The organism is Mycolicibacterium sp. HS_4_1 (genome assembly GCF_054515875.1).
The window spans coordinates 875,949-891,064 of record NZ_CM137261.1 but is presented as its reverse complement, the minus strand read 5'-3'; the positions used below and the strand labels follow the sequence as shown (position 1 = coordinate 891,064).

17 protein-coding genes and 1 tRNA gene are annotated in these 15,116 nt (G+C 65.5%); 4 read left to right on the top strand and 14 right to left on the bottom strand.

The annotated features are described in order from the left end of the window. Positions 1 to 36: 36 nt before the first annotated feature. From ACX12F_RS04195 to ACX12F_RS04170, 6 genes are all read right to left on the bottom strand, one after another. Complete coding sequence (locus ACX12F_RS04195; protein WP_459368394.1) at positions 37 to 516, bottom strand: hypothetical protein; 480 nt, start codon at positions 514 to 516, stop codon at positions 37 to 39. Between the two features lie 96 nt (positions 517 to 612). After that, positions 613 to 685, bottom strand: a tRNA-Ala gene (locus tag ACX12F_RS04190). A gap of 50 nt (positions 686 to 735) precedes the next feature. After that, positions 736 to 1,956 carry a divisome protein SepX/GlpR gene (gene sepX / locus ACX12F_RS04185; RefSeq protein ID WP_459368393.1) on the bottom strand — a complete coding sequence of 407 codons (1,221 nt, stop codon included), beginning with the start codon at positions 1,954 to 1,956 and terminating at the stop codon, positions 736 to 738. 182 nt (positions 1,957 to 2,138) lie between these two features. Further along, positions 2,139 to 2,792, bottom strand: coding sequence for a GNAT family N-acetyltransferase (locus tag ACX12F_RS04180; protein ID WP_459368392.1), 654 nt, complete (start codon positions 2,790 to 2,792; stop codon positions 2,139 to 2,141). 3 nt (positions 2,793 to 2,795) lie between these two features. After that, positions 2,796 to 4,034, bottom strand: a complete 1,239-nt coding sequence (glp, locus tag ACX12F_RS04175; RefSeq protein ID WP_459368391.1) for a molybdotransferase-like divisome protein Glp — start codon at positions 4,032 to 4,034, stop codon at positions 2,796 to 2,798. A gap of 86 nt (positions 4,035 to 4,120) precedes the next feature. Further along, positions 4,121 to 5,035: a UTP--glucose-1-phosphate uridylyltransferase gene (locus tag ACX12F_RS04170; protein WP_459368390.1), complete on the bottom strand. Its 915-nt coding sequence runs from the start codon at positions 5,033 to 5,035 to the stop codon at positions 4,121 to 4,123. A 135-nt stretch (positions 5,036 to 5,170) separates the two neighbouring features. Here ACX12F_RS04170 and ACX12F_RS04165 point away from each other — a divergent pair, with 135 nt between their 5' ends. From ACX12F_RS04165 to mscL, 4 genes are all read left to right on the top strand, one after another. Next, positions 5,171 to 5,746: a 5-formyltetrahydrofolate cyclo-ligase gene (locus ACX12F_RS04165; protein WP_459368389.1), complete on the top strand. Its 576-nt coding sequence runs from the start codon at positions 5,171 to 5,173 to the stop codon at positions 5,744 to 5,746. Between the two features lie 265 nt (positions 5,747 to 6,011). Next, entirely contained in the window at positions 6,012 to 6,320 is a 309-nt protein-coding gene (locus tag ACX12F_RS04160; RefSeq protein WP_459368388.1) for an FmdB family zinc ribbon protein, read from the top strand. A gap of 63 nt (positions 6,321 to 6,383) precedes the next feature. Further along, positions 6,384 to 7,046, top strand: a complete 663-nt coding sequence (locus tag ACX12F_RS04155; protein ID WP_459368387.1) for an SAF domain-containing protein — start codon at positions 6,384 to 6,386, stop codon at positions 7,044 to 7,046. A 141-nt stretch (positions 7,047 to 7,187) separates the two neighbouring features. Then, a complete protein-coding gene (gene mscL / locus ACX12F_RS04150) occupies positions 7,188 to 7,580 on the top strand; it encodes a large-conductance mechanosensitive channel protein MscL (RefSeq protein WP_459368386.1) in 393 nt (130 codons plus the stop codon). Positions 7,581 to 7,646: 66 nt separating this feature from the next. Here the strand turns inward: mscL and ACX12F_RS04145 are convergent, their stop codons facing one another. The 8 genes from ACX12F_RS04145 to rpmF all read right to left on the bottom strand — a co-directional run bounded on the left by ACX12F_RS04145 (position 7,647) and on the right by rpmF (position 15,064). After that, positions 7,647 to 8,282 (bottom strand): porin MspA, encoded by a 636-nt coding sequence (locus ACX12F_RS04145; protein WP_459368384.1) that lies wholly within the window; start codon positions 8,280 to 8,282, stop codon positions 7,647 to 7,649. 147 nt (positions 8,283 to 8,429) lie between these two features. Continuing rightward, positions 8,430 to 9,083, bottom strand: a complete 654-nt coding sequence (locus ACX12F_RS04140; protein WP_459368385.1) for a porin MspA — start codon at positions 9,081 to 9,083, stop codon at positions 8,430 to 8,432. A 147-nt stretch (positions 9,084 to 9,230) separates the two neighbouring features. Further along, positions 9,231 to 9,866, bottom strand: coding sequence for a porin MspA (locus ACX12F_RS04135; protein ID WP_459368384.1), 636 nt, complete (start codon positions 9,864 to 9,866; stop codon positions 9,231 to 9,233). A 612-nt stretch (positions 9,867 to 10,478) separates the two neighbouring features. After that, positions 10,479 to 11,003 (bottom strand): MogA/MoaB family molybdenum cofactor biosynthesis protein, encoded by a 525-nt coding sequence (locus tag ACX12F_RS04130; RefSeq protein WP_133763292.1) that lies wholly within the window; start codon positions 11,001 to 11,003, stop codon positions 10,479 to 10,481. A 20-nt stretch (positions 11,004 to 11,023) separates the two neighbouring features. Beyond that, positions 11,024 to 12,451, bottom strand: a complete 1,428-nt coding sequence (locus tag ACX12F_RS04125) for a S1C family serine protease (protein WP_459368383.1) — start codon at positions 12,449 to 12,451, stop codon at positions 11,024 to 11,026. Positions 12,452 to 12,562: 111 nt separating this feature from the next. Then, positions 12,563 to 14,050: an ATP-binding protein gene (locus ACX12F_RS04120; RefSeq protein WP_459370234.1), complete on the bottom strand. Its 1,488-nt coding sequence runs from the start codon at positions 14,048 to 14,050 to the stop codon at positions 12,563 to 12,565. A gap of 56 nt (positions 14,051 to 14,106) precedes the next feature. Then, complete coding sequence (locus ACX12F_RS04115; RefSeq protein ID WP_459368382.1) at positions 14,107 to 14,793, bottom strand: response regulator transcription factor; 687 nt, start codon at positions 14,791 to 14,793, stop codon at positions 14,107 to 14,109. Between the two features lie 94 nt (positions 14,794 to 14,887). Beyond that, the gene (gene rpmF, locus ACX12F_RS04110; protein WP_459368381.1) at positions 14,888 to 15,064 is read right to left on the bottom strand and encodes a 50S ribosomal protein L32; all 177 of its coding nucleotides are present in this window, start codon (positions 15,062 to 15,064) and stop codon (positions 14,888 to 14,890) included. Between the last annotated feature and the right edge of the window lie 52 nt (positions 15,065 to 15,116).

The window sequence follows — 15,116 nt, the reverse complement described above, 5'->3', positions numbered from 1 at the left end:
CCCGACGCTAGTCACGTGTCGCTCCGGTAGGCACCACTAGCGATGCTTCGCCAACTGACCAGAGAGATCCACCGTCCAATAGCTGACCGACGTTCGCACTGCCTCGTCACCGAAAAATGCTGCGCGACAGGTGAACTCCATCGCGGCCTGCTCGCCCGAACGTCCAGGCGATGCCACCGAGCCCGATACTCCCCACAGCGCAACGACCTTCGAAGCGTCGAACCCAAGGCGAACGTGGTCGTCTTCTGTGACGATGTCTGCTCGCGCCTTGACTCCGTCGAAACGTGCCTGAGCTGGAGCCGCCAGATCCTGTCGCACCGCAGACTCACAACGATCTATGGCGACTGCCTGGCGGGCATCCGGTCGAAGCCCGAACCAATGTGTCTGCGACCCGACAATCGCCACTACCCCGAGCATGGCAGCCACGATGAGCGCTCCAACGACCCAACGGCGGGACTTCCAGCGATTGTTTGGGCTTACCGCCGCAGCACCGCCAGCCACCTCATCGTCGACCATGCAGATTCCCCCTCGAAATCCTCAGTCGCCTGCGGTCGACAGCCGGGGCGTGGCCCCGCGTGGGGCTCTCCTGCTCATCGAACTGCTCAATCTCTGTGGAGCTAAGGGGAATCGAACCCCTGACCTTCTCGATGCGAACGAGACGCGCTACCAACTGCGCTATAGCCCCTTGTACCGGAAGCAAAGGCTACCAGCACCGGTCTGCAACCCGAAAATCAGCTACTGACCAGACGCCCGGGGCAGGTCATAGTCCCTGGACATCCGGGTGTATTCCAGGTGTTCGAAGATCGGATCCTCGTCATCGATGTCCAGCACCGCGGCGCCCGGACGCCGCAAGCGAGAAGGGACGACGTCGAATTCCTCATCCTGGGTGTTCTCGACGCCATGCCGGGACCGCATCATCCGCTGGGCGCGCCGGCGCCGCAGCTGCTCTTCGATCCGGGTCTGCCGACGCAGGTAGGCCAGGTACAGCACCGAGGCCGCGCTGACCATGCCGCAGAACCACCACCACATGCTCGACGCCAGCGAGAAGGCCACAACTCCGGTGACCAGGATGGCCACAGCCATACCGGAGAGCATGCGGCTGCGGAAGCGGTATTTGCGCTCGGCGGCCGCGACGGCGGCCTTCGACTCGTAGCGGCTCCGTCGCGCCGTCGACATCGAGTCGGCCAGCTTCGGCTCGTCCTCCGACACCGCCTCGACACCCGAGGTGTCGTCGACGTACTCGTAGTCGTGCTCTGTGCCGTCCTCGGCTTCCGCCGGAGTCCCGTCCGCGGTCTCGGCTACGGCCTGTTCCTCGTCAACCTCGTCAGCTGCAACGGCCTCGTGGACGTCGGTGGTCGGCTCGGCCTCGGTTTCGGACCCGGCTCCGGGCTCGTCGGCGTCCGCCGCGGCCATCTCGTCGGTGAGCGCTTCCTCGGGCCCGAAGTCGACCTCCGAGATGGTCCGGATCGCCATGGTCGGCGTGGCGACCTCATCGAAAAGCGTTGGCTGCACAGGATTTTCCGGCTCAGGAACGGCTTTCATCCGACCCGACGCCCCAATCGGCAACGCTCCGGAATCCATCTCGACGACCTCGACGTCGAGATACTCCGATTCTTCGACGACGACCTGGCCGACCAGCACCACCGAACGCGGCGAATCCGCCTCGGGGTCGGCGACCGGGATCGAGTCGGTGGTCGCGTCGCTGCGCGCCAGGTCTTCTTCGAACGCGGTGAGGTCCTCGTCCTGTTTCCAGTGCGGATCGCTGTGATGACCGGCGGCGGGCCCACTGCGCCGTCGCAACCGGCTGTTGCCCTGCGTGTTGAGCACACGGGTCGCCAATGCGACATCGCTCGTCCGGCGGACGTTCTCGCGCTTGCTGATCAACATCGGCACCAGCACGAACAACCACAACACAACGAGGGATATCCACAGTAGGGATTGGGGGATGCTTGGCATGTCGCCGGCTCCTTTCCCCATCAGATTAGGTCTGTGACCAGCGCATCCGAAGCCGACGCGCCAGGGTCAATTACACACCTGTAATTCATTACTTACAAGCACATCAGTCGCAGATGTCACATCTGCAACACAGTCTTATTTGCGATTTGCGCACATTTCCCCGCGCCGCGTACCCAAATTGCTCAGACCCAGGTAGCTCGACCATCCCTGACCAGCGCCGATGACGCGGACTGAGCCATCTCTTCCACGGTCATCGCCACCAGCAGGTGGTCCCGCCAGGCGCCGTCGACTTCGAGGTAGCGCCGCAGCAGGCCCTCCTCCCGGAAGCCCACCCGCGCGAGCACCGACCGGCTCGGACCATTTTCCGGTCGGACGGTCGCCTCGATCCGGTGCAGTCCGACCGGACCGAAGGCGTGGTCGACACCGAGCGCCAGCGCGGCCGTCGCGATCCCGCCGCCGGTGAACTGCCGCGCCACCCAGTAGCCGATCCACGCCGACCGCAGGGCTCCATGCGTCACGTTGCCGATGGTCAACTGCCCGCAGAACTCACCGTCCAACTCGATGACATAGGGCAGCATGCGGCCACGCCTGGCCTCCGACCGCAAACCCGAACACAGCGCAGGCCACGACGAAACAGCATGGCGCGCAGTCCAATCCACCTCACCGACCGGCTCCCAGGGCTCCAGGTGCGCCCGGTCGGTCAGCCGCATCCGGCTCCACACGGGGCCGTCGCGCAACCGCACCGGCCGCAACCGCACCACCCCGGCACGCACGCGGATCGGGCCGACCGACAACGGCCAGCCCGGATGCATCGCACTCGAACGCAGCAAGTTCACGAATCAGCCGCGCTGTGCAAGAAAGGCCACCTCGACCGATTCGCCGGTACGAATCTGCTCGGCCTCCGTGGGCACGATCACCAGACAGTTCGCCTCAGCAAGGGTGGCCAGCAGGTGCGACGCGCCGGGGGCACCGCCCAGCGCCTGCACCAGGTACTCGCCGGTGTCCTGGTCGCGCATCAACTGGCCACGCAGAAATCCCTTGCGCCCCACCACCGATGAGATGGGCGACAACGTGCGCGCCGGCACCACGCGCCGCATCGGCTGCCGCTTGCCCAGCGACATCCGGATCAGCGGACGCACCATCACCTCGAAAACCACGAGGGCGCTCACCGGGTTGGCCGGCAGCAGGAAGACCGGCACCCCGTCGCGCCCGAGCTGCCCGAAACCCTGCACCGATCCGGGGTGCATCGCGATCCGGGCGACCTCCATCTCTCCCAGCTCGGCGAGCACCGCGCGCACGCCTTCGGCCGCCGCGCCACCGACAGCGCCCGCGATCACCACGATCTCCGACCGATTCAACTGGCCTTCGATCACGTCGCGCAGAGTCTTGGGGTCGGCGTCGACGATGCCGACCCGGTTCACCTCGGCGCCGGCGTCGCGGCCGGCAGCGGCCAGCGCATAGGAATTCACGTCGTAGACCTGGCCATTGCCGGGCGTTCGGGAAATGTCGACCAGCTCACCGCCGACGGAGATGATCGTCAGCCGCGGCCGCGGGTGCACCAACACGCGTTCACGGCCCACCGCCGCCAGTAGTCCCACCTGGGCCGGCCCGATGATGGTGCCGGCACGCACCGCAACGTCGCCGGGCTGCACGTCATCCCCGGTTCGCCGCACGTAGGCGCCGGACCGCACCCCGCGCAGGACCCGTACCCGCGATTCGCCGCCGTCGGTCCAGCGCAGCGGCAGCACCGCATCGGCGAGAGTGGGCATGGGCGCACCGGTCTGGACCCGTGCGGCCTGACGCGGCTGCAAGCGGGTGGGCGTGCGTTCACCAGCGGCGATGGTCGAGACGACGGGCAGGGTGACGTCACTGCCACCGCCGGACTCCGCGCCCATCACGTCGACGCTGCGGACGGCGTAGCCGTCGATGGCGGCCTGATCGAATCCGGGCAGTGGCCGTTCAGTGACCACCTCTTCGGCGCACATCAGACCCTGCGCTTCGGCAATCGCTACCCGCACCGGCCGCGGCGCCACCGCCGCAGCCGCAACCCGGGCCTGCTGTTCCTCAACCGAACGCACAGCTCGCCTTTCTGCATACCTCGTACACCGTGGCTGACCACATGCTCGCGCATGTTCGGGCCAACCGTACCGCCGGTGTCAGGCGCTCAGCGCTCGGCAAGACCCAATCGCTCGACCAACCAACGCCGCAATTCCGGGCCGTAGTCGTCGCGTTCCAACGCAAAGTCAACCGCAGCTTTAAGGTAGCCGCCGGGATTTCCCAGGTCGTGTCGGGACCCGCGGTGCACGACCACGTGTACGGGGTGTCCGTCCTCGATGAGCAGCGCGATGGCGTCGGTCAGCTGGATCTCGCCGCCGACACCCTTCTGCACCCGCCGCAGCGCGTCGAAGATCGCGCGGTCCAAGATGTAGCGGCCGGCCGCGGCGTACGGCGACGGGGCATCCTCGGCCTTGGGCTTCTCCACCATGCCCTTGACGCGCAACACATTCGGATTCGCCGCATCGGGCACCGTCTCGACGTCGAACACGCCGTAAGCGCTGATCTCGTCCCCCGGCACCTCGATGGCGCACAGCACGCTGCCGCCGCGCTTGGCCCGCACCTTCGCCATGGTCTCCAGGACCCCGGTCGGCAGCACCAGGTCGTCAGGCAGCAAGACGGCGATGGCGTCCTCGTCGGGCAGCAGCACCGACTCGACGCAGCTGACGGCGTGCCCCAGGCCCAGCGGTTCGGCCTGGACGACCGACTCCACCTTGATCAACGCGGGCGCGCGCCGCACCTTCTCGAGCATCACATGCTTGCCGCGCGCCTCGAGCGTTCCTTCCAAGATGAGGTCCTCGACGAAGTGCGCAACGACGCCGTCCTTGCCCTCCGAGGTCACGATCACCAGTCGCTCGCCACCAGCGTCAGCCGCTTCGGCAGCAACCAGCTCGATGCCAGGGGTGTCGACGACCGGCAGCAACTCCTTGGGGACGGTCTTGGTGGCAGGCAGAAAACGCGTGCCCAGACCAGCCGCCGGCACCACCGCGGTGCGCGGCATCGGCACTGAAGTCTGTGTCGTCATTGTTCACACGATAACGGCATTGCCTCGATCTGCCCTAGCGAGGTGCGCCTTGTCGCAGTCGGCGGCAACGTCAAAGTGGCCATTACCTGGACAGGTGTACAACACTGCGGGAGCAAATATGACACGGTGGTAAGCGTGAGCCCCGGGGTCGAAAAGGACGAGCTGCGCAAAGCCATCCTGCGCAGACGCCGCGCCCTGGCGCCCGAGCAGAGGCAGGCGGCCGCCGATGCGCTGGCCCGACAGATACCGGAATTGGTGGTCTCCGGCGACGTGGTGTGCGCCTACATGCCGATCGGCACCGAGCCGGGTTCGCCCGCGATGCTGGACGCCCTGACCGAAGCGGGCGCCGAGGTGCTGTTGCCGGTGACCCGCCCCGACGCCCCCCTGAGCTGGGGCCGGTACCGACCCGGACACCTCACGGAAGCGCAATTCGGGCTGCTCGAACCGGCCACACCGCATCTGCCACCTGACGCGATCAAACACGCACGGATGATCCTGATCCCCGCGCTGGGCGTCGACCGCGCCGGAAGCAGGCTCGGCCGCGGCGCGGGTTTCTACGATCGGTCACTGCCGCTGGCTGCACCGGACGCGTTGCTCGTCGCAGTGGTGTACGACGACGACGTCTTGCCGGCGCTGCCCGCCGAGCCGCACGACGTACCCATGACGCATGCCCTGACCCCGAGGTCAGGGCTGGTCAAGCTGGGTAGTTAGGAAAAGCGGGGCGTCAGTCCTTGCCGCAGGTACATCCCGGTCCGCAGTTGCAGTTCTCACAGGTGCAGTCCGGGTTGTCGCAGCCGCCCTTGGTGATATTGCCAGTCATGCGCACAATGCTATGCGTCCCGCCGTCGTACCGGAGACATTTGGCCCTGCCACCAGCCCATCGCGGCCGCCGACGCGGGAATGCCCGACACCGAATAGCTGTTTTGGCACTTAAGCCGGTAGAGTGCTAACAAGTTTGACGACCTCGGAGGTTTACGTGCCGACCTATTCCTACGCGTGTACCGAGTGCGACAACCGGTTCGACGCGGTGCAGGCCTTCAGCGATGACGCGCTGACCGAATGCCCGAAGTGCCACGGCCGGCTGCGCAAGCTGTTCGGTTCCGTTGGCGTGGTCTTCAAGGGCAGCGGCTTCTACCGCACCGACAGCCGCGACTCGAAGAGCTCCAGCACCGCGGCGGCTCCGGCCAAGAGCGAGTCCAGCTCCAGTTCATCGGACTCCTCGTCTTCGTCGAGCAGCAGCAGCAGCACGAAGTCGACCGCACCGGCCGCCGCAGCGTCCAGCTGAGTTATCCACAGGCCGGATGCCGTCCGGCCTGTGCTTCCAGCGCAAAATCCCTACCGTTACGGCATGGGGGATTCGCTCGACGCGCCGTTGATCGGCCGACTGACACAGAAACTGCGGCCCGATTGGGCCAGAACCACCGCCGCGCGCCGAGTCGTCGCTGGATTGCTGGTGATCCTGGCAGCCGTCATCGAGTTCCGACCGGACCCCCGAATCGGACTGGTGCCCGTCGTCGTCGCCAAGCATGACCTGGCCCCCGGCTCGTCCTTGACGGCCGCTGATGTCGTCATCGAATCGCGTTCTGCACCAAGCATTCCCGACGGTGCACTGCACGAATCCAGCGCCGCGGTTGGCTCGACACTGGCCGCTCCCGCACGGCGCGGTGAGGTCATCACCGACGTGCGACTGCTCGGTTCGCGGCTTACGACTGCTGCTGCCGGCCCCGACGCGCGCATGGTGCCACTGCATCTGGCCGACGCCGCGCTTCCGGATCTGCTGCGCTCGGGCGACGTCGTGGACGTCTTGGCCGGACCGGAAAACACCGGCGCGGCCGCCGATCAGACGGCCGAGGTCATCGCCACCGACGCCCGGGTGGTGCTGGTCTCCGAACGCCTCACGGCACCGACGAGCGCCGACGAACGCGTCGTACTCGTTGCCCTGCCGCGGCACAGCGCCAATGCCGTCGCCGGCGCGGCTCTGCATCGCGCGATCACCGTCACTCTGCACTGACGAGCGAAATTTGCCCGGCGGCCGATTTCGATTTCGTCACCGGACCGCATCTGTTGCGACCGTGAGGCCGCTGACTACTGCGCGAAGCCAAGGTCAGTCTTAACGTTCCTGGGTACAGGCCGTATCACAGGGAGGGCAGTCATGTTCAAGGGCTTCAAAGCGTTCCTCATGCAGGGGAACATCGTCGATCTGGCCGTCGCCGTCGTCATCGGCGCAGCGTTCACCACCCTGGTGAAGGCATTCACCGATCAGGTGATCCAGCCGCTGATCTCGAGCATCGGCGCCGGCGGCGACCACTCATACGGTGTGCTGCGCATCCACCTGCTCGGCGACAACTACATGGACCTGAACGCCGTCCTGAGCGCGACGATCAACTTCGTTCTGGTCGCAGCCGTCATCTACTTCGTGATTGTGCTGCCCTACAGCAAGTTCCGCAACGCCAAGGAGGAAGCGGTCAAGAAGGAAGTGGAGTTGCTGACCCAGATTCGCGACCTGCTCGAAGTGAAGAACGTGAAGAACGAAGAGACGAAGTAGCCGATACGGCGGAGCCCCCGGCCAGTGGCCGGGGGCTCCGTCATATCTCGGTGCGAACCGCCCGAATCAGTTCATGTTCCAGGGTTCGCCGTAGGTGGTCACCGAGTCACCGGTCTTAGCGATCAGGCGGGCGAATGGTCGCAGCAGCACACCACCAGCCGCACCCGTCACAGTGCCGTGGGCGTTCGACACCGCCACGCCGCCGGCCGGACCGGACACATCCACCGAGAACGTCGCGACCTCCTGAATACCCGGACCATTGCCCAAGTCAGCCGAAATCGACACACCCGGGAACAGGTTCGGCGTGATGATGCCGCCACCGATCGCCGGGAAACCAAACGGGTTCACATCATCGAGCAGGATGTTCGGCGTGGTGTAGCTGAAGTTGATACCCACACCCAGCGACCACGGGAAACCGATCTGGTAACCCAGCTCCAACGTCCCCGCGAACTGATCACAACCCTTGCCGTCGCACTTGTACTTCGCCCGGCCCGAATGGAACCACTCACGCGTCAGCCGGTTGCGGTCCAACGGGAACACACCATTGAGGAACGTGTCCCACTGCTGCACCGTCAACGTCCGATCCTGACCATCGACCAGGCTCAGCTCATTGTCCAGACCCGCATGAGACGTACCCGCGCCCAGAAACAGCGACGACAGCGCCGCCACCAGTGCCACCAGCACCCGACTGAATGCCCTCATGATTCCCGCTTTCTGGGCTCGATGGTCCCGTGAAGTTCCCGTAGACGACGAGAGCGGCGTCAACAAGACCAGATCGCTGGCATTGTTGACGCCGCCCCGAATGCGTCGTCGGCGCCCAGCATAAGGCCTGGGCGCATCCGAATTGACCTAGTTCATGTTCCAGGGTTCGCCGTAGGTGGTCACCGAGTCACCGGTCTTGGCGATCAGGCGGGCGAATGGTCGCAGCAGCACACCACCAGCCGCACCCGTCACAGTGCCGTGGGCGTTCGACACCGCCACGCCGCCGGCCGGACCGGACACATCCACCGAGAACGTCGCGACTTCCTGAATACCCGGACCGTTGCCCAAGTCAGCCGAAATCGACACACCCGGGAACAGGTTCGGCGTGATGATGCCGCCACCGCCGCCGTAGATGAGGCCTCCCGCACCGACCGCGAACGGGTTCACATCATCGAGCAGGATGTTCGGCGTGGTGTAGCTGAAGTTGATACCCACACCCAGCGACCACGGGAAACCGATCTGGTAACCCAGCTCCAACGTCCCCGCGAACTGATCACAACCCTTGCCGTCGCACTTGTACTTCGCCCGGCCCGAATGGAACCACTCACGCGTCAGCCGGTTGCGGTCCAACGGGAACACACCATTGAGGAACGTGTCCCACTGCTGCACCGTCAACGTCCGATCCTGACCATCGACCAGGCTCAGCTCATTGTCCAGGCCCGCATGGGCCGTACCTGTTCCAAGGAACAACGACGACACTGTCGCTACGGTCGCTACCAGCACCCGACTGAATGCTTTCATGGTCCCCACTCTCTGGGCTTGATGTTCCATATAAAAGTTCCTTGCAGACGAGGGGCGGCGTCGACAGGGCCGACTTGTGGCCTGTCGACGCCGCCCCGAATGCGTTGTCGGCGCCCAGCATAAGGCCTAGGCGCTGCTGCCGTGCACCTAGTTCATATTCCAGGGTTCTCCGTAGGTGGTGACGCTATCACCGGTCTTGGCGATCAGGCGGGCGAATGGTCGCAGCAGCACACCACCAGCCGCACCCGTCACAGTGCCGTGCGCGTTCGACACCGCCACGCCGCCGGCCGGACCGGACACATCCACCGAGAACGTCGCGACCTCCTGAATACCCGGACCATTGCCCAAGTCAGCCGAAATCGACACACCCGGGAACAGGTTCGGCGTGATGATGCCGCCACCGATCGCCGGGAAACCAAACGGGTTCACATCATCGAGCAGGATGTTCGGCGTGGTGTAGCTGAAGTTGATACCCACACCCAGCGACCACGGGAAACCGATCTGGTAACCCAGCTCCAACGTCCCCGCGAACTGATCACAACCCTTGCCGTCGCACTTGTACTTCGCCCGGCCCGAATGGAACCACTCACGCGTCAGCCGGTTGCGGTCCAACGGGAACACACCATTGAGGAACGTGTCCCACTGCTGCACCGTCAACGTCCGATCCTGACCATCGACCAGGCTCAGCTCATTGTCCAGACCCGCATGAGACGTACCCGCGCCCAGAAACAGCGACGACAGCGCCGCCACCAGTGCCACCAGCACCCGACTGAATGCCCTCATATTCTCCCTAGCTCAGTAGGCGTGCCAGCAAGCTGACCGCGCGACCGTCGCAAGACCTCCATGTACGCCGCGTAGGCGAACTTCACATGTTGCTCTTACCTATTGCTCATCGTTGACACGAGGAAGATATCGGCGTACGCAGCGTCCGGCAATGCGAACGACGCACAGACCGCGCATGTATTCCCGTTGCTGAAATGTTTGCTGGGAACTAGCTGAAAACCGGGGCCGACGCTACCGGCCGGTTGGGTTGAAACAGGGCGGAAACATGGTCTCAACGCACCCGCTGACCGGCGTAATCGCGAGTTAACATCGGCTGCGGCGGCCGTTTGGTGAAAGCCGGTGCTCAGCGATGGTGCGGGGGAACGTTTTCCCGTAACCAGCGATCCCGGTCACCATCTCCGGATGCGGACTGCTCGTTACATTCATCCCGAGTAACGTCTGGCAAAACGTCGCCAAACACCTTGTTAACTAGATCGCGCGAGGGCTGCGTGTCGCTCATCACAGTTTTCCGATTGTGTGACCAAGATCACAATTTGCTGAAGTGAATCGTTCAAGCTGGACGAACTTCATGATTACCCCGTTCGACCGACGCCCCAGGCGGAGCTCCAGCTATCAGATGTCGAGGCTGGACAGCTGCGCGATGATGTAGGCCGCCAGCGGTCCCAGCGTGGCCATACCGTCACGCACCGACGCGCGCGAGCCCGCGATGTTGACCACGAGCGTGCTTCCGGAGACTCCCGCCAGGCCACGCGAGAGGCCCGCGTCCGAGATACCCGCCGCCAAGCCCGACGACCGCAGCGCCTCCGCAATACCGAGCAGCTCACGATCAAGCATGGTGCGCGTGGCTTCCGGCGTCACATCGCGGGGGCTGACCCCGGTACCGCCGACGGAGATGACGAGGTCGACACCACCGATCACCGCGGTGTTGAGGGCGTTGCGAATCTCGATCTCGTCGGCCGGGACGACGACCACGCCGTCGACAAGGAAGCCGGCCTCACCGAGCAGTTCGGTGACCAACGGGCCGCTGTGATCCTCTTCGCCGTGCGCCGTGCGGTCGTCCACGACCACGACAAGTGCGCGCCCGGCCAATTCCCCTGCCTGTTCCATGCCTGTCACCGTATATCCCGCCTCTGACATCGAACTCGGCCCCGCGCCCATCACTGCTGAGCCTTACCGAGGGTCACCTGAACCGTCTGCGGTTTGCCCGCGGTGTCCAGGTAGGTCAACGTGACCTTGTCACCGGGGGCCTTCGAGCGCACCGCAGCAACCAATGCGTCAGCGCTGCTGATCACCCTGTCATCCACCTTGGTCACCACAACACCGCTGGGCAGGCCGGCCGACTGGGCCGCGCCGCCGTTGGTCACGTCGACGATCTTGGCGCCGTCGATGGCCTTGTCATTACCCACCTGCACGCCGAGCGACGCGTGGCTGGCGATGCCGTTCTTGATCAGTTCGTCGGCGATGCGTTTGGCTTGGTCGACCGGAATCGCGAAGCCCAGACCGATCGAGCCGCTCTGCGACTGGCCGGAATCCCCGCCCAGCGTCGCGATGGCCGAGTTGATACCGACCAGCTCGCCACTCATGTTGACCAGCGCGCCACCGGAGTTACCGGGGTTGATCGCGGCGTCGGTCTGGATGGCGTCCAGCACGGTGTTCTGGTTCTTGGCGTCGCCGCCCGCGGCGACCGGGCGGTTCAGCGAGCTGATGATGCCCTCGGTCACGGTGCCCTGCAGACCCAGCGGCGAGCCGACGGCCACCACCTGCTGCCCCACCACGAGGTTGGACGACGAACCCAACTGGATGGGCGTCAGTCCCGAGACGCCCTTGGCCCGCACCACGGCGATGTCGCTGCTCGGGTCGGTGCCGACGATCTGGAAGGTGGCGGTGTTGCCGGTGTTGAACGTGACCTTGGTCTGCACCGGCGGAGCCCCGGGTGGTATGCCTGGAGCATCCTTGGCGCCGGCCACCACGTGGTTGTTGGTGAGGATCAGCCCGTCCGCGGACAGGATGATGCCCGAACCCTCTTCGGAAGACCGGCCCATGTCGGTCTCCAGCTTCACCACACTCGGCACCACCTTGGCGGCCACCTGCTCGACCGAACCGATCGGCGCGTTGCCGGCGTGCTGTCCATGTGCGGCACCGCCCAACGGAGTCGAACTGTTCGAATAGTCAGGCTGGGCCAGCATCACGATGCCGCCGCCGATGCCCGCCGACACCAGTGCCACGGCAGCCATTCCGGCAACCAGAGGCCCTGTGCGGGAACGGCTTTGCGGTCGCGCCGCGACGGACGGCCGGCCATTCTGCTGGCCGGTGCGGTAAGGGTCGTACGGCTGCGAACCGTACTGCCCGGTCGAGTACTGACCGGTGGAGTACGTGCCGGTCTGGTGCTGCCCCGTCGGGTACTGACCGGTGGCGTAGCTCCCCGTGGGGTACTGCCCGGTGTTCTGGCCTTGCTGATGGGTGGCGTACCGCCAGTCGTACGAGGACCCCGGCTGCTGCGACGCGCCGTAGCCCGGCGCGGACTGATAGGAATCAGGACGCCGACCGGACTCGGGCTGCTGCGAGTACCTCGGGTGATTCGTCATTACTGGTCGACACTCTTCCTGTATTTCCGATTCGCTGCCGGGACAACGAACGACATGGCCCAACGGTGCCCTTTTGGGCTGAGAATCCACTGAGACACCACTGGCCGCACCCTAGACTTCCTCCCCCGTCCGGGCAGCTTCATTTTCCGTGGTCACGCCCGTTACGTCCAGCCCAGAGGGCCGGTGTGTTGCGGTCACGCCGGAGGGCCGCCCCGGCAGCACGAGATGGATCGAAGTGCCCGGCGGCGTCCCGCCCGGGACGGTGTCCTCGATCCGCAGTGCGCCACCGTGTTTGAGCACCACCTGCTTGACGATCGCCAGCCCCAAGCCGGAACCGGGCATCGCCCGCGCCGTCGTCGACCGGTAAAAACGCTCGAACACCAGGGCGCGCTCCGGCGGCGGGATACCCGGCCCCCAGTCGGACACCACCAGCTCGGCATGCGTCGGGTCGATGCGCCCCAGCCGGACCCGCACCACCGAGCCCGCCGGGCTCCACTTGGCAGCGTTGTCGAGCAGGTTCAGCACCGCCCTGGACAACCCGGCACCGTCGCCGTACACCTGCCAACCGGCGATGTCGACGTCGAAGTCAATGTCGTTGCGACGGCGCCGGACTCGTTCCAGGCTGCGGTCGACGACCTCGGCCATCTCGACGGGCTCGTGGATCGTCACGCCGGCGTCGTCGCGGGTCAGGTCCACCAGGTCACCGACCAGTGTGGACAGCTCCTCGATCTGGGCGATGACGTCGGCTTGCAGACCCGTCATCTCCTCCTCCGGGAACGGCGGCGCCCCGGGCGCCATGGCCGCCATCAGCAGTTCGACATTGGTCCGCAGCGACGTCAGCGGTGTGCGTAACTCATGACCGGCGTCCGACACCAAGCGGGCCTGCCGGTCCCTCGACTCGGCGAGCGCCCGCAGCATCATGTTGAAAGCCTCTGTCAGCCGGGCTAATTCGTCGTTGCCGTAGACCGGGATGGGGCGCAGGTCGTCGGTGCGGGCCACGCGTTCGGTGGCCTCGGTCAATCGGGCCACCGGTCTGAGCCCGGTACGCGCCACGGTGCCGCCGGCGATGGCGGCGACGGCCATACCGATTCCACCCACGATGAGCAAAATGGTGCCGAGGCGCTTGAGCACCTCACTGGTAGGGCCCAGATTCTTGGAGATCAGCAGCGAGTTGCCCGACTGCAGGTGCACGGCCAGCACACGCTGATAGTTGGTGGTGCGCAACGACATCAGCAGCTTGCCGGCGATGACGTCCCTCTCCGGCGCCCCGAGCGGCAGCGTCTGCCCCTGCTGGTTCGCGGTATAGATGGACTGCCCCGGAATGACGTACATCGCGTTGACGTCCGAGTACGCCGTGCCTTCGATCGCCTTGCCGGGGTCGACGGCCAGGGAGCCGCTCTCGATCAGCAGTTGCGCGCGGCTGTGCAACTGGTTGTCGATGTCGCCGTACAGCGCCTTGGAGACCACGACGTACACCGCGACCGACATCAGGACGACGACCATGGCCACCATCGACATCGCGAGCAGCATGACGCGCCATTTCAGCGACACCGAACTGGCGTCATGTTGCACCGGACCGTCCGGCGTCGTCACCGGCATCTGCGGCACTTCCCGCATCTTCCGGTCCACCGCCACGCGAACCTTGTCGAACATCATCAGGGTGGGGTCTCACGCAGCACGTAACCCACGCCGCGCACGGTGTGGATCAGGCGCGGTTCTCCCTCGGCCTCGGTCTTACGGCGCAGGTACCCGACGTAGACCTCCAGGGCATTGCCGGACGTCGGAAAATCGAAGCCCCATACCTCTTCGAGGATCCGGCTGCGGCTGAGCACCCGGCGCGGGTTGTGGATCAGCATCTCGAGCAGCGAGAACTCGGTGCGGGTCAGGCTGATCGACCGAGAGCCCCGGGTGACCTCGCGGGTGACCGGGTCGAGGCTGAGGTCGGAGAAGGTCAGGGCCGCCGATTCGGTGCCCTCAGCGGGTCCGGTCCGGCGCAGCAGCGCACGCATCCGGGCGAGCAGCTCCTCGAGCGCAAATGGCTTCGGCAGATAGTCGTCGGCGCCGGCGTCGAGACCTGCGACGCGTTCGTCGATCGAGTCGCGCGCCGTCAGCATCAGCACGGGAAGGTCATCACCGCTGCTACGCAGCTGACGACAGACACCACGGCCGTCCAACCGGGGCATCATGTCGTCGAGCACCACAGCGTCGGGCCGGTCGCTGGAGATGCGCTCCAGCGCCTCGACACCGTCCTGGGCCAGTTCGACCGAGTACCCGTTGAAAGTCAGTGACCGACGCAATGATTCACGCACAGCGCGGTCATCGTCGACTACAAGGATTCGCACAGGCACAGTCTCACCCCACCATCTGAGAGCGGACTGAGAAGACGCGCCACACGGACGCGAGAAAAACTGTTACGACGCCGAAGTCGAGGTCGGTTCAGACGCGGCGGTCGAGGTCGATCAGACCCAGACGCGCGGCCTTGAGCAGACGACGCGGCACCTTGTGCGCCTGACCTGCGACGTTCACGTTGACCAGGCCGGTAGCCTCGGCCTTCCACTGCGCGCGACGGCTACGGGTGTTCGAGCGCGACATCCTGCGCTTGGGCACAGCCATGATGTGCACCTCTCTAACTAAACGGAATTGCTTGCGGTCAGCCGCGCGACGT